Genomic DNA, 20,606 nt, shown 5'->3' on the forward strand with positions numbered 1-20,606 from the left:
TACAATTATTTTTTTGAAAATATAGAAAAAGAGCTATCGCTAGCGGATTTTTTTACCCGCTATTGCGACAGCTCCTTTTCCACATTATAATGGCATCTTCACCATTATCAGAATAATAACCTTTTCTTAAACCTTCTTCTTTAAAATCAAATTTTTTATAAAGATTTTGAGCTGGTATATTTGAAGCTCTAACTTCTAAAGTAATATCTTCACAATTAAAAGTTTTGCACATTTCAAATAGTTTTATCAACAAATTTGATGCAATGCCTTGCTTCCTATATTTTGGGCTTACAGCAATATTTGTAATATCACCTTCGCCAGCAATTATCCACACACCAACAAATCCAATGACTTCTCCTGTTGATAAATCTTGTGCAATAACATATTTTGCTAATGGATTATTTAATTCATTACTAATAGAATCTAAGGTCCAAGGAATAGCAAAACATTCTTTACTTAACTCATATACACCGTTTATATGAGATTCATTCATAAGACTATAATCTATTTTCATTTTTCATAGCCAGCCTTTGCTCAAGTTCTCTTTCTGCTTGAGGTTTTTTAATATAAAGAGGAGCAGAATTCATATCATCAATATCTCCAGCTTTAATTTTTTCCATTCCAAGCTCACCTAAAGATGAAGCTCTTATGATACTTAAATGATTTGGAGCAAATTCACAATTGTTAACATTATTAATTAAGAATTCTTTATGTTTAAATACTCCATCACCAGTAAATATAACCTTTTCGCCTTTTTCATTTAATATATTAGCAAGTTCAGTTAAATCTAAAGCTGTACAGTCTAATATTTTTGTCAAATTTCCTTCTATATTTTTATAAAGACCAGTATAAACATTATCTCTTAATGCATCCATTACTGGACAAATTATACCATCAAAAGTTAATAAAGAATTAGCTAGTGCATCTAAACTAGAAATGGAAACGTACGGTTTATTAGATCCCATACTTAAACCTTTAATAGTAGCCATTCCGATTCTAAGTCCTGTAAATGAACCAGGGCCCTTAGAAACGACAAATCCATCAATTTCGTTTATATCAACTTCACAGTCTTTTAATAACATTTCTATTTTTTTCATTAATATAATAGAATGCTCTCTTTTGAAGTTTAATGTATATTCGCCTAAGATATACTCATCTTTAAGTAAAGCTACAGTAGTCACTAAAGATGAAGAATCTACGCTTAAAACTATCATATTTTTAGCTCCTTTATATAATCATATCTTTCTCCATATGGAGTTATAGTAATTGTTCTGTAATCTTCGCCCTTTTCTAAATCTTTTTCTATATAAATATGTAGAAAATCTTTTGGAAGTATTTCTTCAATATAATTAGCCCATTCAATAATTGAAACGGCATCTGAAAAAATGTAATCATCAAATCCAATTGCGTATATTTCATCAGGATCTGAAACTCTATAAACATCAAAATGATTCAATTTTAAACGACCAGAATCATATTCATTTACAATTGTAAAAGTTGGGCTTGTTATGTAATCAGTTATTTCTAAGCCTTTCGCAATTCCTTTTGTTATATGGGTTTTGCCAGTACCTAAATCCCCAGTTAAACAAACTATATCCCCAGGTTTTAATATTTTACCAAGTGATATACCAAGGTTTGTAGTTTCTTCAACACTATTAACAGAAAAAACCATGTTAAAATCCTCCCTTTTAGGTTAGTTAGGAGTTAGTAGTGATTAGTTATAAGCTAAATTAAATTTTAACTCTAAACTTTTAACTAGTAACTCTTAATAGTATTTGCTATTTTATATTTTATCCAAAAAGTACGAAAAAGAAAAGAATTATAAAAAAATAGTAGAAAAAATATTGATTTTATTAATAACATAATGTATAATGATTTTGTACTAAGGGGTATCGTATATCGGTAGTACAGTAGTCTCCAAAACTATTAGGCTAGGTTCGATTCCTAGTACCCCTGCCATAGAAGCTAGTAAGAATTTCTTGCTAGCTTTTTTTTTATAAAAAAGAGATAAAGCAAATTTGTGATATTACACAAAAAGAACAAATGTTTGAATAAGTTTAGTAGTAATGTTAATAATTAAGAAGAAAAATATTTTATTGAGTAGTAAGGAGAATTTATGGATAGAGCATTAGATATATTAAAACAATATTATGGATATAGTTCATTTAGAGAAGGGCAAGAAAATATAATAAGAGAAATACTAAATGGTAATGATGTTTTAACTATAATGCCAACTGGTGGGGGAAAATCTATTTGTTATCAAGTACCTGCAATGTTGTTAGATGGTATAACAATAGTAATTTCTCCATTAATCTCGCTTATGAAAGATCAAGTTGATAATATAAATAATTTAGGGATTAAGTCAGCATATATTAATTCTTCATTAAATAATATTGAAATAAATAATATTTTAGATGAAGCTGCAAAAAATGAAATAAAAATATTATATGTGGCACCAGAAAGATTAGAATCACATGTGTTTTTAGAACTTATAGCTAGTATTAATGTTTCAATGGTGGCTGTAGATGAAGCACATTGTGTATCGCAATGGGGGCACGATTTTAGAAGTAGTTATAGGAGAATTAGTAGGGTAGTTTCACTTTTGAGAAATAGACCTATAGTTGCAGCATTTACAGCAACAGCAACTGCTGAAGTTAGAGATGACATAATAAAATTATTAGAATTAAATAATCCTAAGATATTTATATCTGGTTTTGATAGAAAAAATCTTAAGATAATAATAGAAAAGGGTGTAAATAAGAAAAATTACATTTTAGACTATATAAATAGCAATAAGGATGAATCAGGTATAATTTATTGTTCTACTAGAAAAGAGGTTGATAGTTTATATGACTTATTAATTTCTAAAGGATTAGAAGTGGAAAAATATCATGCTGGATTAAATGATGAATATAGGAAAGAGGTTCAAGAAAGTTTTATTTATGATAAGGTAAATATAATAATTGCAACAAATGCTTTTGGTATGGGGATTGATAAACCAAATGTTAGATATGTAATACATTATAATATGCCTAAAAATATTGAGGGATATTACCAAGAAATAGGTAGAGCAGGGAGAGATGGAGAAGACAGTGAATGTATAATGCTATTTTCACCTGGAGATGTTCAAACTCAAAAATATATTATTGAAACTGCAACAGAAAATACTGTAAGAAAAGAAAATGAGCTTGAAAAACTTCAAACTATGATAAATTTAGTTTACACACAAGATTGTTATAGGAAATATATATTAAATTATTTTGGTGAACAATATGATGAAAGATGTAACAATTGTAGTAATTGTGAGGCACCTGGAGAGTTAGTTGATAAAAGTGTAGATGCGCAGAAAGTAATATCTTGTGTTTATAGAATGGGACAACGATTTGGAATTGGAATGGTTGTAGATGTTCTAAGAGGGTCTAAAAATAAGAAGGTATATGAATTGGGATTTGATGAATTATCTACTTATGGAATAGTGAAAAATTATACAAAAGATGCATTAACTGAATTTATAAATATGTTGATTTCACATGGATATTTAAATTATAAAGGAGAATATCCGGTTTTGAAATTAAATCAATTATCTATGGATATTGTAAAAGGTGAAAAGCAAGTATTTGTTAAGGAACAAGTAGTTAAGAAGATTAAAATAGAAGAGAATGAATTATTTATTATATTAAAAGAATTAAGAATGGAGATTTCAAGGGAAGAAAAGATACCTCCTTACATGGTATTTGGAGATTCAACTTTAAAGGAATTGAGCAATAGGATGCCAATAACGGATGAACAATTCTTAGATATAAGTGGAGTAGGTAATTCAAAGCTAAATAAATATGGTGATAAGTTCATGGCTAAGATTAAAGAATATATTGAAGAAAAAAATATAGAAGTTAATTGGAGTTTTAATAGGACTAAGAGCACTAATATATCATTTGATGAAGTTTTAGAAAATGATGATAACAAAAAATATAGTAAAACTAAAGAAGAGGGAGAAAAGAGAAAATCTCATGACATTACAGTTGATTATATTAAGTTAGGAAAATCGTTAAAAGAAATTGCTAAAGAAAGAAATCTAGCATTAACTACAATAATGGGGCATGTACAGCAATATATTTCTGAGGGTAATGAAATTAACTTTAAAATAAACTTAGAAGAGTTTTTCGATAATGATGAAGAAAAAATAATATTAAAGGCAATAGATGAAGTGGGATATAATAAATTAAAAGATATAAAAGAGATAGTACCATCAGAAATAACATATGATGCAATAAGAGCAGTAGTATTAAAAAAGGTAATTAGAGAAGTTACTAAAAATATTGTGAAATAATATTTTTAGTTAGTAATTAAAAATGAGTAGTGAGTAGTTAAGCAATAAATTTAGCTAAGCTAAATTTAGAAAAATATAAGAAACAAGAAACTCCGGTAGGAGTTTCATCCTTAACTATTAATTATTAACTATTAACTTTTTGTTATTACACGTAAAGTCTATAATAGTTAGTAATATTTTCAGTTGACAATAATTATATTGCCATGGTAAAATAGTCAATGTTGAAGGGGTATCGTATATCGGTAGTACAGTAGTCTCCAAAACTATTAGGCTAGGTTCGATTCCTAGTACCCCTGCCAAACTTAAAAAGACTTAGCATAAAATGCTAAGTCTTTTTTTACTTATTATAGAGATATTAAAGAAAATAAAGGGTATAATTGGGGGAATATTATTAGAAAATTAAATATAATAATAACAACTACTTTGTAAGTCGTAATCTTGGAGAAGGTAGTGAATTTATTATTGTATTGCCAATAAAACAAATATAATTTAAGAATTATTATAGTCAATTCATTTAATTGACAAGTAAATATTTAAAGTGTTAGAATACTAATATAATATGCCTAAATTAGGAGCAATCTTAGTTTAGGCTATTTTTTTAGTACCATAAGGAGAGTTTTATAAATGATAGTTGAAAAAGTTTTAAATAATAATGTTGTTGTTTCAATTGATCCTAAGACTAAAAAAGAAGTAATTCTTATGGGCAGTGGAATAGCATTTAATAAAAAGCCGGGGCAACAAATAGATGAAAAAAAAATAGAAAAGACATTTGTAGTAGATGACGAAAATTTAGGAAACAAAATTAAAAAGTTAATTAATCAAATTCCAGAAGGAATATTTGAAATTACTGATGAAATAATTACTCATGCCATAGTGGAACTTAATACAGTTTTAGATAAGCAAATTTATGTTTCATTAGCTGATCATATTGCATTTGCTGTAAAAAGATTTAGAAGTGGAATTATCATAAAAAATGAATTGTTAAATGAAGTAAGAAGAGTGCATAAAGCTGAATTTAAAGTTTCGTTGTGGGCAGTTGATTATATAAATGAAAAATTGGGGATTGAATTACCAGAGGATGAAGCAGGATTTATTGCATTACATTTTGTAAATGCAGGATATAGAGAAACAACCATGAAATCTATAACTTCAACTAAAATTATTAAAGATATATTAAATATAATTAAGTATAATTTTGCAATAGAATTAGATGAGGATGATTTAAATTATGATAGATTACTAACTCACTTGAAGTATTTTGCAAAACGTATCGTAAATAATAATCAAAATAATAGTACCGATTCCGATTTTATTAAAATGATTTCAACAACATATCCTGAAGCATATGAATGTGCAGTTAAAATAGGTGATTATATATTGAAAAATAATGATTACCATGTAAATGATGATGAGATAGTTTACTTAACTATGCATATACAGAGGGTTATTACTGTAGCACGTGAAAATAATATTAATATGGATAAATAAGAATTTAGTATGGCGGTAAGTTTAAAGTTAAGGAATAAATTAATCTAAATTGATATAAAAAGTTTTATCCTTAACTTTAAACTTACTACTTAAGAGGAAGAAGATCTTATGCCTCCTTAATCCATTCAGAATAAGGTGTTGAATAGTTGTCAGATTTATTTTTTTCAACATAATTATAAAAATCTTCTAAGAACTCTAATTGGGCAGAATTGTCATGAAGATTAACTCCACCAATATTATATTGATAACCTAATAATTGGTCTAATGATAAATTACTAGCATTTTTTAATGCTTGATACATAACCATGAATGATGTGGTTCTTCCTTCGCCAGCGTCACAGTGAAAGTGAAGGTGTAAATCATCGGGTTTATTCTTTATGAATTCTACAAATTCATCAACAATGGTAGGCGTTGGGGCACCGTTATCTTTTACAGCAAACCTTTTATATTGCATTCCTACATCAGTAACTAATGTAGATTCGTTACTAACGAAGTCAACAGTTAAATTCTCAATAAGAGCACCAGTACGTCTATAAAGTGGAACTGTGCTGCCAATCTTAATTTTGTTTAGCAAAGAGTTCTCTTTATTAATGGTTTCTTCTGTTGTAAAACCGTTATTTAAATCCTTATATCTATCAAAAAAACTTATAGCAAATTCATTTATCATTCCATGTGATTCTTGTCTTAAATCTACAATGCATATATTTTCTTTTGAAATAGAATCTTTTAAGTTTTTAGCTTGCTCCTTAGTAAATTGGGCACTTCCAGAAATATTTAAAGTAGGAATATCTCTAAATCTATCAGGAAGACCAACTTTAGAGTTACCATCACTAACAATTAATACTTCGTTTTTATTAGAAGAATTTAAAGGAAGAGCAGAAACTAAAGAACTGCATAAAAAAAATAAACCAATACAGCTGAGTAATTTAAAAGAAAAATTTTTCATAATTAACCTCCAATAATTAAATTTAATAATATTTTTTGTAAATCAAGAAAATTTATTCTGAATTAATGAAAACATAATTTATACTATAATTAAGAAAGTAAATTTTTATTTTATTAATTTAAGAAAATATATTTATATAATAATGTAAAAGTATTATTAAGTAATAAATAGGAGAATGAAAAAATGAGTGAAGGATATGAAGAGCGCAAATACCCAGAAAAATCTTGGTCTATTTCAAGAATGAAAACATTAGATTCTTGCCAAAGAGAATATTATTATACTTACTATGGAAGTCATAATGGATGGATTTTTAATAGTACAGATGAACAAAAGATAGCATGGAGATTAAAAAAATTAACTAACTTGTGGATGTGCTTTGGAGAAGTTGTTCATAAAAAAATTAGAGGAATAATTAATATATGCAAAAAAGATAAAAGTAAATTTATGAATGCAAATAGATTCAATGAAATTACATTGAATGAGTTAAGAGGGGTTATTAGAGAAAGTATTAATAAATATAAAACCAAGGAGTGGGATGAGTATCCTAGGGGTTATATGCTTCAAGAATATTATTATGGCGGTAAAATATCTAAGGAAACTGGAGATGAATTAAAAGAAAGATTGATTCAATGTGTTAATAGTTTTTATGTTTCAACAACTTTTGAAGAAATATTAAATAATGAAACTATAATTATCGAAAATGATGAAGATATATTTAGTAGTTTTAACCATGATAGCTTAAAGGTTTATTCAAAAATAGATTTACTATACAAAAGTCCTGATGGTTATTATGTAATTGTAGATTGGAAAACGGGAAGACCTTCTGAAGATGATAAAGAACAATTACTTGTTTATGCATGGTATGTAATGAAAAAATATGATATTCATTATTCACGAATTAAGGGGAGAGTTGAATATTTATTAGAAGGTCATTCTGAGGAAATTATATTTAAAAGCGAAGATATTGAGTATATAAAAGCAAAAGTTGATAATGATTTAAAAATTATAAATTATTATTTAGATGATATTAGTTTAAATAAGCCGAAAGAAAAAAGTGTTTTTGAAAAAACACAAAAGAGTTATAAATGTGGTCAATGTAAGTTTAGACTTTTATGTAAAAGCGATAATGATTAAAATATTGTAATTTGGATAGAACTTAAAATAAATTATTTTAATATGAGGTGAATCAATGAGTTTTGTTCAAATACAAGGAGTAATATTTTTTAGTATAATATTTTGTTCATTAATAGGTGGAAAGAAAGCATCGTTAATGGCAAGTTTAGTGTGGATAATTGAAACTTTTATAGTATATAAAATGAGTAAGGTTAATTATCTTCAAGTTATTGCCGTTTCATTATCATTTCAAATAGGAATGGTATTAGCTATTGTGCGTGATTTTATAGTTAAGAAAGTGAAAAAAGTTGGTAATAAGGAAAACAGTTAAAACAAATCCAAATTAATAAATTATAGGTATTATTTACTTGTAATATAAAAATTCATAGTGGTTAATATAATAGTGTAAACAAGATACGACTTAAATAAATTTAAGTTATGTTTACAAAATACCGGAAGCCAGAGGAGGAATTCATTATGTCAAAAGCATTAGTTCCAGAATCAAAACAAGGATTAAGCGCATTCAAAAATGAAGTTGCCGCAGAAATGGGTGTACCATTCACTGATTACAATGGTGATTTAACTTCAAGACAATGTGGTTCCGTTGGTGGTGAAATGGTTAAGAGAATGGTAGAACAATACGAAAGTGGATTAAAGTAGAAAACCACTAACGAGTACAAAGCTAACGAATTAGAGGAAACAATACTTCGAGAGGGTGAGTACTGTTATGGGTGAAATACCACCAGAAAATTAAACTATCATTCAAAAAAGAGAAGAGTTACATTAGAGTAGAAATTCTATGATAATGTGACTCTTTTCTTATGCCCATAAAAATGGTAAAATATGAACAGAAGTTCGCAAAGTGGGTGATAGTATGAAACAAGTTAAAATTTTACATTGTGCTGATTTGCATTTTGATACACCTTTTAAGGAGCTTACAAAAGAAGTTTCAGAAAATAGTAAAGAAGAACTATTAGAGGTATTTAAAAATATAATAGATTTAACCATAAAAGAAAATGTAGAGGTATTACTTATTGCAGGAGATGTTTTTGATAATTTAACAGTTAATAAGAATACCTTATTTTTTATAGCAAATGAACTAAAGAGAATAGAAAAGGTTAAAGTATTTATTTCACCAGGAAACCATGATCCTTATAATGAAAAATCATTTTATAAGATGGTCAATTGGCCAGATAATGTCTATATATTTAAAGGAGAACTTGAGTATAAAGAAGTTAGTGAATTAAATTTAGTAGTTTGGGGTGCTGGATTTAATGCTAGCTATGAGCATGAAAGCTTATTAAAAGAAATTAATGTAGATAGAAGTAAAATAAACATTATGGTTATCCATGGTGAGGTTGAAAAAGGAAATTCCCAAAATGAATATAATCCAATTTATTTAAATGAAATAGGAAAATCAGGTTTAGATTATATTGCAATAGGGCATAGACATAAATTTTCGGGAATCCTTAAAGAAGGAAACACTTATTATGCATATAGTGGTTGCCCTCAAGGACGGGGATTTGATGAAGAAGGAGAAAAGGGAGTAATTATTGGAGATGTATACTGTGGAGGAGTATCACTTTATTTTAAACCTATTTGTAAAAGAAAATATATAACTCGAGAAATAGATATTAGCGATATTAATACTTATGATGAATTGATATCAAAGATATTATCTGAGGTAAATTCAGAAGAGTTTAAGCAGAATTTTTATAAGATAATTTTAAAGGGGGAGATAAAAGAGCATTTTTCCTTAAATGAAAGGATATTGAGTGAAAAGATAAAGGGGAAATTTTACTATATAAAGATTGTTAATACTACGAGTATTGCAGTAGATTTAGATCAGGTAAGTCAGGATTATTCTGTAAAGGGTAAGTTTGTAGCTAAAATAATGAAAAAGATAGAAGAAGCAAGTAGTGATGATGAAAAAGATTTATTAAGGCTTGCATTAAAATTAGGAATTCAATGTCTCTCAGAAGAAGAGGTGAATTTAAATGATTATTAAAAATGTAAATATAATTGCTTTCGGTGGAATTAAAAATAAAAAAATAAATTTTAATAAGGGATTAAACTTAATATATGGAGAAAATGAAGCTGGTAAAAGCACTATTCAAGCATTCATAAAAGTTTGGTTGTATGGTTTTTCTTCTTATAAAGGTAAGGATTATAAGTTAAATGAAAGAATTAAATATACACCTAATAGTGGTGAAACTATTAGTGGTGAACTTAGTATATTACATGAAAATAAGGAGTATATAATACGAAGAACATTTGGAAGAACTAAAAAAGACGATGTTTCAATTATTATAGATGCTATTACTGGTGAAGAAATAAGCTTTATTAATAAAGATGAACCAGGAAGGTATTTTCTAAATATAAATAGAGCTACATTTGTAAATACATTATTTATTGGACAATTAGCGGTAGCAGTTAAAAAGGATAAAGAAGAAGAGATATTAGATAAACTATCAAATTCAATAGGAACTGAAGAAGGACAAGTATCTGTAGATGTGGCATTTAATAAGCTAGATAAATATAAAAAGTCTATATCAAATGTAAGAAAGAATGGAAAGCTTGATTGTTTAAAAAATAAATATAGTGATTTACTTAGTGAAAGATATGAAGCTTATAAATTATCAAATCATAATATAGATAATGAAGAAAAATTAATTCAGTTAAATGAGGAAAAGAAAAACTTAAATAAAGAAGTTATTAATTTAGAAATATATAAAAAATACTTGAAAAAGACGAAAATAAAAAAAGAGTATCAGGAAATAGCAGAGTATTTTAAAAAGAAAGAAGATCTAAAAAATAAAGAAGTATCAATAAACAAATCATTAACCTTTAAAGATGAAATAATAAATTATAATTTTATAGAAAATCTTAAAGAAGAATATACTATGTATTTAAATTTATTAGATATAACTAAAGAAGAAGAGGAAAGGATTTCTATTAAAGAAGAGAAATTAATAGATTTAAAGGCTCCATTACGTAGTTATTATTATATGGAGAACTTACCTGAAAATATATTAAGTAATTTAGAAGCATTAAAAATAAAAAATGAGCTATTAAATGAAAAGGTTGAAATAAATAATTCAATAGAAAGTGAAATTAACTTTTTAAAAGTTAAGGAAAAAGAAGCTCAAAAGCTAATAGGTTCAGCAATAGAAATTAAAAATTTTAAGAGTGATATAGAAAAACTATTTGCAACATATGAAGATAAGCTTAAAAGTTTAAAATTCATAATGGAAAATAAAAATGAAGTTATTGTACAAAATACAAGGTTTTTAATTTTATTAGGGGTAGTATCATTAATAAGTATTATTTTAGGTATATTTATTAATAATCCTTTTGAGTTTATATTTTATACAATTGGTATAGTTATACTGGGATTCTTAGGTATTAACTTATATAGTAGTAAATTAGGATCAGAAAAAAACAAAACAACTCATCAATTAAATGAAAGTATTAGAAAAATTGAAGCTGAATTAAATAAATATTGTAATAAATTAAATGTTAGTAACTATACAGAATTATTAAAAAAATTAAAGGTTTATGATGATTATTTAAGCTTACAAGAAAAGATTAATAGTAAGATGAGTGAAAAATTAACTCAGAAGAAATTGCTATCATTGGATAAAGCTTTACGTGAGCATGAAGAAGTAAATAGTGAGATAGAAGAGTATTTAAGAATTTCATCATTAAATAGCTTAGAAAAATTAATTTCTGAGATTTATAAATATAAGGAGTTATCCAAAGGGTTTACTAATTTAGAAATTGAACTAAGCAATTTAAAGAATAGTTTAAATAGAACGAAGGAACAATTATTAATCAGAGAAGAAAAATTAAATAAAAGTTTAAGTTCCATAGGATTTAATAATGTAAATTTAGTTGATGTTGATGAAATTATTAAAGAATTAGAGAATAAGTTAAGAAAAAGAGATGAAATAAATAAAAGTCTTGCATCAGTTGAAGAAGCATATTCAGTATTAACAAGAGGAAAGGATATTGAAGCAATAAAGGAAGAGTTAAGTGATGTAATAAATATAAATTTTGATTATTCTTATGAAAATGAAGATGAAATAGATGATGTTATTAGAGAAAAGAATATAAGATTTGTAGAGGTTGAAAAGAAAATAAAAGATATAGAAAATGAAATAAAAAATAGATTTAATGGCAAGAGAGATATTCCAACTATTGAAGAAGAAATCAAAGAGGTTGAAAGTTATATAGCAGAATATGAGAATCAGCTTAAAGCTAGTAATATTACCAGTGAAATATTAAATGAAGTTTATAATGAGATAAGAGGAAGCTTTGGACCTATTCTTAATAAAAATGTTATGTATTCTTTTAAAGAATTGACTAATAACAAATACAATGATGTTATGGTATCAGATACCTATGAGATGAAGGTGAAAGCTGATAATAACATATTACCAGCAGAGATATTAAGTAATGGTGCAAATGATCAATTATATTTATCTTTAAGGCTAGCTTTTATAGAAATGATATTTAAGAATAAAAATGTCCCTATATATTTAGATGATGCATTTGTTCAATATGATGATATGCGTATAGAAAAGACTATTAAGTATTTAGTAAAAGAAAACTTTGAGCAATGTATTTTATTCACTTGTCAAAGAAGAGAAGAAAATATAGCTAGAAAAAATAGCATTGAACATAAATATATTAAGTTATAAGTAGTAATCAATAAATTATTATGGATTAAATGGGAAAAATAGTCTAAACTATTGATTATAGAATTATTTTAAGAGGTATCAAGAATGGGAAAAGCATTAAATTATTACAATGATAATATAAAAAGTGTTAAAGAAAAATTAGCAAAATTAGAGAAAAACCTGTTAGTTTTTTCAACATTAAGATTTATGATTGTCATTTTATGTATTGGAATGATGTATTATTTTTATAAACAAAATAGTATGGAGGCAGTTGGAGGTAGTTTTTTAATTTCCTTAATATTATTTATAATAGTTGCATTTTTCCATAATGAACGAATAAATTCTAAAAAAAGATTACTAGTTATATTAGAGTATAATGAAAAAGGGTTAAAGAGATTGGATAATACTTGGAAAGAATTTAGTGATATAGGTGAAGAATTTATTGATAGAAATCATAAATTTTCAAGTGATTTAGATATATTTGGTAAAAACTCCTTATTTCAATGGATTAATTTGACTAAGACTACATTTGGAAGAAAAAAACTTGCAAGTAAGATGATAATGAATTCGTTACCGACTAGGTATGAAATAGAAGAAGAGCAAGAAGCAATTAAAGAATTAGCTAACAAAAGAGAATTTTGTGAAAAGATTTATTTTGAAGCAAGTATAGAAAGTAAGAAAAAAGAAAAGCTTAAAGAATTATTAGATTGGGCTTCAAATGAAGAGAAAAATAATTTTACAGTTAAATATATATCGTATATATTTATTGCAATTACATGCATAATATTATTTTTAACTATCATTGGACGATTATCTATTTCCTATTTAATATTAGATTTAGTTATTAATTACTTAGTTATTAAATTGTTTACTAAAAAATTAAGTGATGTAATTGATATTTTTATAAATAATAAGAGAGAGATAGAAAAATACAGTAAATTGCTTTCAATTATACAAGATGAAAACTTTCAATCTAAAAAGCTATTGGATATTCAAAAAGATTTAGTAAGCTCAAATATTAATTGTAAGAATGAAATGAAAAAATTAAAAAATATTATTTCTTGGTTAGGGGATAGTACTTCAAATGCCTATTATTTATTAATAAATGTATTTTTTATGAGTGATATTTTTATTTTAAGTAATTTACAGGAGTGGAGAATTAAAAATGGATATAAGCTAGAAAAGTGGCTTGAAGACATGGGGGAAGTAGAAGCGCTTGTAAGTCTTTCTACAATATCATTTGAGCATGAAGAATGGACTTATCCAACTATTTCAGGAATTAATGAAATTGAAGCTATTGAATTAGCACATCCTTTATTAGGAGAAAGAGCAAAGGCTAATAATTTTAACCTTAAGGGAAGTGAGAAGGTTGCATTAATTACTGGATCAAACATGTCAGGAAAGAGTACTTTTTTAAGAACTATAGGGTTTAATATGGTACTTACTTATTTAGGATTACCTACTTTTTCAAAAGGATTTAAGTGCGGAATAAGCAATATTTATACTTGTATGAGAACTCAAGACAATTTAGATGAGAATATATCATCATTTTATGCTGAGATATTAAGAATAAAATTAGTTATAGAAGCGGCTAAAAATGGAGAAAAGGTATTTTTCTTATTAGATGAAATATTTAAAGGAACTAATTCACAAGATAGGCATGATGGTGCAAGGATTTTAATTGAACAGCTTGTAAAACTTCAAGGTGTAGGATTAGTATCAACACATGATTTAGAGTTATGTGATTTAGAAAATGAAAAAAGCTGGTTAGTTAATTATAATTTTAGAGAATATTATAAGAATAATAAAATAAATTTTGATTATGTGCTTAGAAGAGGTATGAGTAAAACTCAAAATGCAAAGCATTTAATGAAGTTAGCAGGTATTGATATAGAAGAGTAAAGAGAGTGGGGGAATAAGGGTGGCTTTTATAATAATTGATTTAGAGTTTAATAACCTAAGTGGTATACATAAATGTATACCGAATGTTTATAATGATAATCCAGGACTGAAAAATTTAGAATTAGATAATGAAATAATAGAAATAGGTGCAGTGAAGTTAGATGCACATATGCAGCCGTGTGAAGAACTAAAGGTATATATAAAACCATCTGTTATTCCAATTATAAATCCTAAAATTTTAGAAATAACTAAAATTAATATTAAGGATTTAGAAAATGGAGTAGGATTTGTTGAAGGTATTAATAAATTAAAGGAAATGGTTGATGAAGGAGATATTATTTGCTCATGGGCAAAAGATGATATTGCAGAAATAATAAGAAATGCAAATTACTATGGATATGATGATTTAAGTTGGATAGATAATTACTTAGATATTCAAGAGTATGTAACTAAAATACTTGGATATAGGAAATCATTAAGCTTAAAAAATGCTCTTAAAGCATTAAAAATAAAAGTAAATGAAGATTTATTACATGATGCTTTAAATGATTGCATTTATACAGCACATGTATTTAAAAATATGTATAATTCACGAGCAGTGAAAAATTATATAGTAGAAGATATTTTTAAAATGCCAGCTTTAGAGGTAAGATCATTAGAAGGGGTTGAATTAAATTACGAAAAGATAAATCAAATATGTCCAAAATGTAAAAAAAAGTTAGAAATTGATTATCCTTTTAGTATAGTTGGATGGAGATTTATATCATTAGGAACTTGTTCTAAGTGTAATAGCAGAGTTTTAGATGAACTTATAGTAAAGAAAAGCTTATGTGGTGAAGAAATTTATAAGGAAGTTGCTACTGTTATAGATGAATATGATTATTTAAGATATGAAAATAAGTTAAAAAATAAAGTTTATAATTAATTATGAATAAAATAAATAAATAAATTATTAAAAGTTTGATGTCATATAACATTTAGATTTTATATATGATAAAATGTAAGAGAAGTAAGATTTAAAGGAAAGGACAGAAGATATGAATATTGCATTTCTTTTAACTCCTAAAAGTGAGGTTATTTATGAATATATAGATGCAACCATGAGACAAGTAATTGAGAGAATGGAGCATCATGGTTACACGGCAATACCATTAATAGACAAGCAAGGAAAGTATGTAGGAACTTTAACTGAAGGTGATTTATTATGGAAGTTAAAAAATACAGCTAATCTTAATTTTAAAAATACTGAAAATGTTAAAGTAAGTGAAATAGCTATAAGAACAAAACATAAAAGTGTTTCGATTAATGCTGATGTTGAAAGTATTATTAGATTAGCAACTACTCAAAACTTTGTTCCAGTAGTTGATGATGAAGGCATATTTATTGGAATAATAAAAAGAAGTGACATAATAAATTATTGTTACAATGCCATTAAGAAAGAAAAGAAATTACTATAATATAAAAAATTAATATAATAAAGTGAGAATCGAAATTTTAAATATGCTCTCTTTATAGTAGACAGTTAGAATAAAAAAACTGTTATTATGAAGGGGGCATATTATATAATCAAAATGGCTTTTTTCTTGTTTTGCTTGTATAAAATTTACTGTTGACTTAAAATTAAATGTGAAAAGTTTTTACAAAGGAGTGATTAGTTATGTCAGTTGAATTAAATGAGAATTCAATGGGAGATCTTTTAAAAGAATTTGATGTAAAAAGAATTAATTCAGGAGATATATTAAAAGGTCAAATTATAGATGTTAATGATAAGGAAGCTACAGTTAATATTAATTATGCATTCGATGGTGTAATAGCTAAGGAAGAGTTAGTTATTGGAGATATTTCACCAGTTGATGTTGTTAAACCAGGTGATATATTAGATGTATACGTTATTTCACCAAATGATGGAGAAGGATATGTTCAACTTTCTAGATTAAGAGCACTTCAAATAACTGAAAAAGAAGATTTAAAGAAAGCTTTTGATAAAGAAGAAACTATAAAGGTTGTTGTTAAAGAAGAGGTTAAAGGTGGATTAGTTGCTTACTATGGATCTATTAGAGTATTTATACCAGCTTCTTTAGCTTCAAGAGAAAGAATAGATCTTAAAACTTTATTAGGAAAAGAAATTGAAGTAAGATTAACAGAATTAGATTTAAGAAACAGAAAGGTTGTTGCTTCAAGAAGAATTTTAGAAGAAGAAGCTTACAATGCAAAGAAGAGAGAACTTTGGAAAAATGTTAAAAGTGGTGAAAAAAGAGAAGGTACAGTTAAGAAGATAATAAAGGCTGGTGCTATTGTAGATATTGGAGGAATAACTGGATTAATTCACATTAATGATTTAGCTTGGGAAAGAGTAAAAAGGGTTGAAGATGTAGTTAGTGAAGGCGATAAGGTTACAGTATTTGTAGGTGATGTAGATGCTGAACATGAAAGAGTTTCACTAATATTAAAAGATGTAGATAAAGAACCATGGAAGGTACATGCTGATAGTATAAAAGCTGGAGATGTATTAGAAGGTAAAGTAGTTAAGTTTATGTCTTTTGGTGCATTTGTAGAATTATTCCCAGGTGTTGAAGGGTTAGTCCACATCAATGAAATTACTGATGAAAATATAGCTAAACCTTCAGATGTTCTTGAAGTGGGACAAATGGTTAAAGTTAAGGTTCTTGATGTTAATAAAGAAAACAAGAGAATTTCTTTAAGTATTAAAGATGCTGTTGAAAGATCAAATGAATACTTACAATACAATGATAACGATGGTGATGTTACACTAGGAGATCTATTCAGCGGATTATTCAATTAATTACGGGTAAACGTGAAAAAGAAAAAGTAATGATATTATCTACAGGAGTTAGTATAATTTTCGTTAAGAATTTATATCCTCCCTTTCATAAAATCATTACTTTTTTCGTTATTCCATTAAGTATCTAAAGTTTTTCGATTTTAAGCATGTTGGTTCCACCAGTATAATTTGTTGGCATACCGGCAGCAACAATAATGTCATCACCTTTATCTGCTAAGTTCAATTCTGCTACAATCTTCTTTGATTCATTTAAAATGTCATCAGTAGTTGCAAATTCTTGACATAAGACTGGATAAACACCAAAATTTAAGCTTAATCCACGCATTACTTCCTCATGAGGAGTAATAGCTATTATAGGGCATTTTGGCTTATACTTAGAAACAAGTTTTGCTGTTGCGCCAGAGTTAGTTGCTGCAACAATTGCTTTAGCATTAAGAACATTAGAAGTTCTACAAGTAGAATAACTAATAGCTTCAGCAAAGTCATACATTGCAGGTTCTTTTAAACGTTGATTTAAATAATTATAATCTAAATGAAGTTCAGTTTCTTTAGCTATTTTAGACATAGTATTAGCTGCTTCGATTGGATATTGTCCGCTAGCACTTTCACCACTTAACATAATTGCATCCGTTCCATCAAAAATAGCATTACAAATATCGCAAGCCTCAGCTCTAGTAGGTAAAGAGTTTCTTATCATTGAATCAAGCATTTGAGTTGCTGTAATTACTATTTTTCCAGCTTCATTACATTTCTTTATGATTTTCTTTTGAATAATAGGAACTTTTTCTATTGGAATTTCAACACCCATGTCACCTCTAGCAACCATTATTCCATCAGCTACTTCTAAAATAGAATCAATGTTATTTACACCTTCTTGACTTTCTATTTTAGCTATAATTTGAATATTTTTACCGTTATTTTTGTTAAGAAGGTCTCTTATTTCTTTAATATCTGAAGCTTTTCTAATAAAAGAGGCTGCTACAAAATCTACGCCCATCTTACATCCAAAAACTAAGTCATCTTTATCTTTTTCAGTTACAGAAGGTAAATTAATACTAACATTAGGAACATTAACTCCTTTATTATTTTTGATAACTCCATCGTTTAATACTTTACATATTATATCTTTTCCGTTTATATCAATAATTTCAAAGTTAATTAATCCATCATCGACTAGTATAGTTCCTCCAATATTTACATCCTTATATAATTCGGAATATGAGATAGAACATTCTTGTGTATTACCTGTTATTTCTGTACCACATTTGAAGGCAAATATTTGATTTGCCTTTAATTCAACTCCATCATTTATAAAATTATGAGTTCTTATTTTAGGTCCTTTAATATCAAGCATTATTGCAGTAGGAGTATTGAGATTAGTTCTTATTTTCTTTATTAAGTCTATTTTTTCTTTATGAGTTTCATGTGTTCCGTGAGAAAAGTTTAATCTAGCCACATTCATACCAATTTTAATAAATTGTGTTAATGTTTCTTCATTATCACTTGCTGGTCCAATTGTGAAAATCATTTTAGTTTTTTGCATAAAAACACCTCACTTTATCAAAAATAAAAATAATAAAATAATAAAATAATAAAATAATAAAATAATAAAATATATTTGTTCTATATAGATTATGTTGCACTAATTGATATATAATTATTTTAACATAATTAAACAGTAAGGAGACGTAAAAATGAAGATTTTACAAAATTTAGAACCAAAAGCGGTTTTTCAATATTTTGAAGAGATTTCTAATATTCCAAGAGGATCAGGAAATGAAAAAGGAATAAGTGATTACTTGTTGAATTTTGGTAAAGAATTAGGTCTTGAAAGTATACAAGATGAAGCATTAAATGTTATTATAAAGAAACCAGGTACGCCAGGATACGAGAATGCACCAACAGTAATTATTCAAGGTCATATGGATATGGTGTGTGAAAAAAATAATGGGGTAGAGCATGATTTTGAAAAAGATCCATTAAAATTAAGAATAGTTGATGATTATATATATGCAACAGATACTACATTAGGAGCAGACAATGGGATAGCAGTAGCTTATGCAATGGCTATATTAGCTTCAAATGACATTCCACATCCGCCAATAGAAGTATTATTAACTACAGATGAAGAAACAGGAATGTCAGGTGCAATGGCAATAAAAAAAGAAAATTTACAAGGAAAGATTTTAATCAATCTTGATAATGAAGAAGAAGGATATCTTTTAGTTAGTTGTGCAGGAGGAGTAAGAAGCACAGCTACTTTAAAAGTAGATGAGCAAGAGATTGGTAGTAAAAAATTAATAAAAATTAATATATCAGGGTTAAAAGGCGGTCACTCTGGTATGGATATAATTAAGGAAAGAGGAAATTCTAATAAAATATTAGGAAGAGTACTTAAAGGATTATTAAGAGAAGTGAAATTTAATCTTGTTAGTTTAAATGGAGGATCTAAAAATAATGCTATACCTAGAGAAGCAGAAGCAATAATAGCTGTTAATCCTAATGATGAGAATACTGCAATAGAAGTAATAAATAATTGGAATAATATTATTGAAAATGAGTTAAGAGCACAAGATCCAGGATTAAAAATTGAAGCATCAATAACTGATATTAAAACATGCAAAGAGTTTACTGATGAAAGTACAAAGAAAGTTGTAGATTTATTATACATTTATCCAAATGGTATTAATAGTAAGAGTACAGAAATTGAAGGATTAGTAGAAAGTTCAACTAATTTAGGAGTACTAACTACAAAAGATGGAGTGGTAGAATTTGATTCAGCAATTAGAAGTTCAATTCCTTCATTAAAAGAAGAAATAGTTTTAAGAAGTAAGACTATAGTAGAACTTTTAGGTGGAAAATTTGAAACTACATCTGATTATCCAGGATGGGAATATGATCCTAATTCAAAAGTTAGAGATATATGCCAAAAGGTTCATAAAGATATGTATGGAAAAGAAGCAAAAATTGTTGCTATCCATGCAGGGGTTGAATGTGGATTGTTTAATGAAAAACTTGGAAATTTAGATATGATAAGTTTTGGACCAAATCTTTATGATGTACATACTCCAGATGAACATATGAGTATTTCATCAGTTAAAAATTGTTATGAATATTTATTAGGAATATTAAAAGAAATAAGATAATAAAAAATCATTAGATTTCTATTTAAAAAATTTCTATTTTAAAATCTATTTTAATGAAGGCTTGTTAATTATAAGGTGTCTATTTGGCACAGTATAGTTAACTAGGCCTTTATTTTTTATTATTATGACGAATTGTCAAGCTAAGTGCAACACTTAGCTTGTTCTTCGTTAAATGCTTCTAACGGTGTCTTGTATCCAA

Annotated in this window: 17 protein-coding genes and 2 tRNA genes; 14 read left to right on the forward strand and 5 right to left on the reverse strand. The window is 26.7% G+C overall.

Going from position 1 to position 20,606, the window contains the following annotated elements; genetic code table 11:
• Nucleotides 1-52: 52 nt before the first annotated feature.
• Genes rimI through tsaE form a run of 3 tightly spaced genes read right to left on the reverse strand, consistent with a single transcriptional unit; the run spans nt 53 to nt 1,672 of the window.
• On the reverse strand, nt 53-514 hold the full coding sequence (gene rimI, locus ABUA17_RS16030; RefSeq protein ID WP_349818127.1) for a ribosomal protein S18-alanine N-acetyltransferase: 462 nt from the start codon (nt 512-514) through the stop codon (nt 53-55).
• Complete coding sequence (tsaB, locus tag ABUA17_RS16035; protein WP_055292176.1) at nt 498-1,214, reverse strand: tRNA (adenosine(37)-N6)-threonylcarbamoyltransferase complex dimerization subunit type 1 TsaB; 717 nt, start codon at nt 1,212-1,214, stop codon at nt 498-500. The genes rimI and tsaB overlap by 17 nt, the downstream gene beginning before the upstream one ends.
• Nucleotides 1,211-1,672 (reverse strand): tRNA (adenosine(37)-N6)-threonylcarbamoyltransferase complex ATPase subunit type 1 TsaE, encoded by a 462-nt coding sequence (tsaE, locus tag ABUA17_RS16040; protein WP_042402459.1) that lies wholly within the window; start codon nt 1,670-1,672, stop codon nt 1,211-1,213. Before tsaE ends, tsaB begins: the two co-directional genes overlap by 4 nt.
• A gap of 213 nt (nt 1,673-1,885) precedes the next feature.
• Between tsaE and ABUA17_RS16045 the strand changes: the two genes are divergently transcribed.
• From ABUA17_RS16045 to licT, 4 genes are all read left to right on the forward strand, one after another.
• A tRNA-Trp gene (locus ABUA17_RS16045) sits at nt 1,886-1,959 on the forward strand.
• 157 nt (nt 1,960-2,116) lie between these two features.
• A complete protein-coding gene (gene recQ, locus ABUA17_RS16050; protein WP_349818126.1) occupies nt 2,117-4,327 on the forward strand; it encodes a DNA helicase RecQ in 2,211 nt (736 codons plus the stop codon).
• A 225-nt stretch (nt 4,328-4,552) separates the two neighbouring features.
• Nucleotides 4,553-4,626, forward strand: a tRNA-Trp gene (locus tag ABUA17_RS16055).
• 325 nt (nt 4,627-4,951) lie between these two features.
• On the forward strand, nt 4,952-5,815 hold the full coding sequence (gene licT / locus ABUA17_RS16060; RefSeq protein WP_042402455.1) for a BglG family transcription antiterminator LicT: 864 nt from the start codon (nt 4,952-4,954) through the stop codon (nt 5,813-5,815).
• 106 nt (nt 5,816-5,921) lie between these two features.
• Here licT and ABUA17_RS16065 read toward each other — a convergent pair whose 3' ends face one another.
• Entirely contained in the window at nt 5,922-6,761 is an 840-nt protein-coding gene (locus ABUA17_RS16065; RefSeq protein WP_042402452.1) for a phosphatase domain-containing putative toxin, read from the reverse strand.
• 183 nt (nt 6,762-6,944) lie between these two features.
• Here ABUA17_RS16065 and ABUA17_RS16070 point away from each other — a divergent pair, with 183 nt between their 5' ends.
• The 9 genes from ABUA17_RS16070 (at nt 6,945) to rpsA (ending at nt 17,261) form a co-directional block, all read left to right on the forward strand.
• Complete coding sequence (locus ABUA17_RS16070) at nt 6,945-7,895, forward strand: PD-(D/E)XK nuclease family protein (RefSeq protein ID WP_055292174.1); 951 nt, start codon at nt 6,945-6,947, stop codon at nt 7,893-7,895.
• Nucleotides 7,896-7,950: 55 nt separating this feature from the next.
• Nucleotides 7,951-8,205: a hypothetical protein gene (locus ABUA17_RS16075; RefSeq protein ID WP_042399836.1), complete on the forward strand. Its 255-nt coding sequence runs from the start codon at nt 7,951-7,953 to the stop codon at nt 8,203-8,205.
• Nucleotides 8,206-8,351: 146 nt separating this feature from the next.
• A complete protein-coding gene (locus ABUA17_RS16080; RefSeq protein WP_042399833.1) occupies nt 8,352-8,534 on the forward strand; it encodes an alpha/beta-type small acid-soluble spore protein in 183 nt (60 codons plus the stop codon).
• Between the two features lie 214 nt (nt 8,535-8,748).
• Nucleotides 8,749-9,882 (forward strand): metallophosphoesterase family protein, encoded by a 1,134-nt coding sequence (locus tag ABUA17_RS16085; RefSeq protein ID WP_195951584.1) that lies wholly within the window; start codon nt 8,749-8,751, stop codon nt 9,880-9,882.
• The gene (locus ABUA17_RS16090) at nt 9,872-12,577 is read left to right on the forward strand and encodes an ATP-binding protein (protein ID WP_042399829.1); all 2,706 of its coding nucleotides are present in this window, start codon (nt 9,872-9,874) and stop codon (nt 12,575-12,577) included. The genes ABUA17_RS16085 and ABUA17_RS16090 overlap by 11 nt, the downstream gene beginning before the upstream one ends.
• Nucleotides 12,578-12,661: 84 nt before the next feature.
• Nucleotides 12,662-14,458, forward strand: a complete 1,797-nt coding sequence (locus ABUA17_RS16095) for a MutS-related protein (RefSeq protein ID WP_055276688.1) — start codon at nt 12,662-12,664, stop codon at nt 14,456-14,458.
• A 19-nt stretch (nt 14,459-14,477) separates the two neighbouring features.
• On the forward strand, nt 14,478-15,383 hold the full coding sequence (locus tag ABUA17_RS16100) for a 3'-5' exonuclease (RefSeq protein WP_055292169.1): 906 nt from the start codon (nt 14,478-14,480) through the stop codon (nt 15,381-15,383).
• A gap of 112 nt (nt 15,384-15,495) precedes the next feature.
• Nucleotides 15,496-15,915 (forward strand): CBS domain-containing protein, encoded by a 420-nt coding sequence (locus tag ABUA17_RS16105; RefSeq protein WP_042399821.1) that lies wholly within the window; start codon nt 15,496-15,498, stop codon nt 15,913-15,915.
• Nucleotides 15,916-16,115: 200 nt separating this feature from the next.
• Nucleotides 16,116-17,261 (forward strand): 30S ribosomal protein S1, encoded by a 1,146-nt coding sequence (gene rpsA / locus ABUA17_RS16110; protein ID WP_042399819.1) that lies wholly within the window; start codon nt 16,116-16,118, stop codon nt 17,259-17,261.
• A 124-nt stretch (nt 17,262-17,385) separates the two neighbouring features.
• Here the strand turns inward: rpsA and pyk are convergent, their stop codons facing one another.
• Nucleotides 17,386-18,804 (reverse strand): pyruvate kinase, encoded by a 1,419-nt coding sequence (pyk, locus tag ABUA17_RS16115; protein ID WP_349818125.1) that lies wholly within the window; start codon nt 18,802-18,804, stop codon nt 17,386-17,388.
• 151 nt (nt 18,805-18,955) lie between these two features.
• On the opposite strand from pyk, the gene ABUA17_RS16120 reads away from it, so the two are divergent.
• Nucleotides 18,956-20,407: an aminoacyl-histidine dipeptidase gene (locus ABUA17_RS16120; RefSeq protein WP_055292167.1), complete on the forward strand. Its 1,452-nt coding sequence runs from the start codon at nt 18,956-18,958 to the stop codon at nt 20,405-20,407.
• Nucleotides 20,408-20,606: the final 199 nt, after the last annotated feature.

This window comes from Clostridium sp. RTP31139st1_H3_RTP31139_211217 (assembly GCF_040227035.1).
GTDB classification, from domain to species: Bacteria; Bacillota; Clostridia; order Clostridiales; family Clostridiaceae; genus Clostridium; species Clostridium saudiense.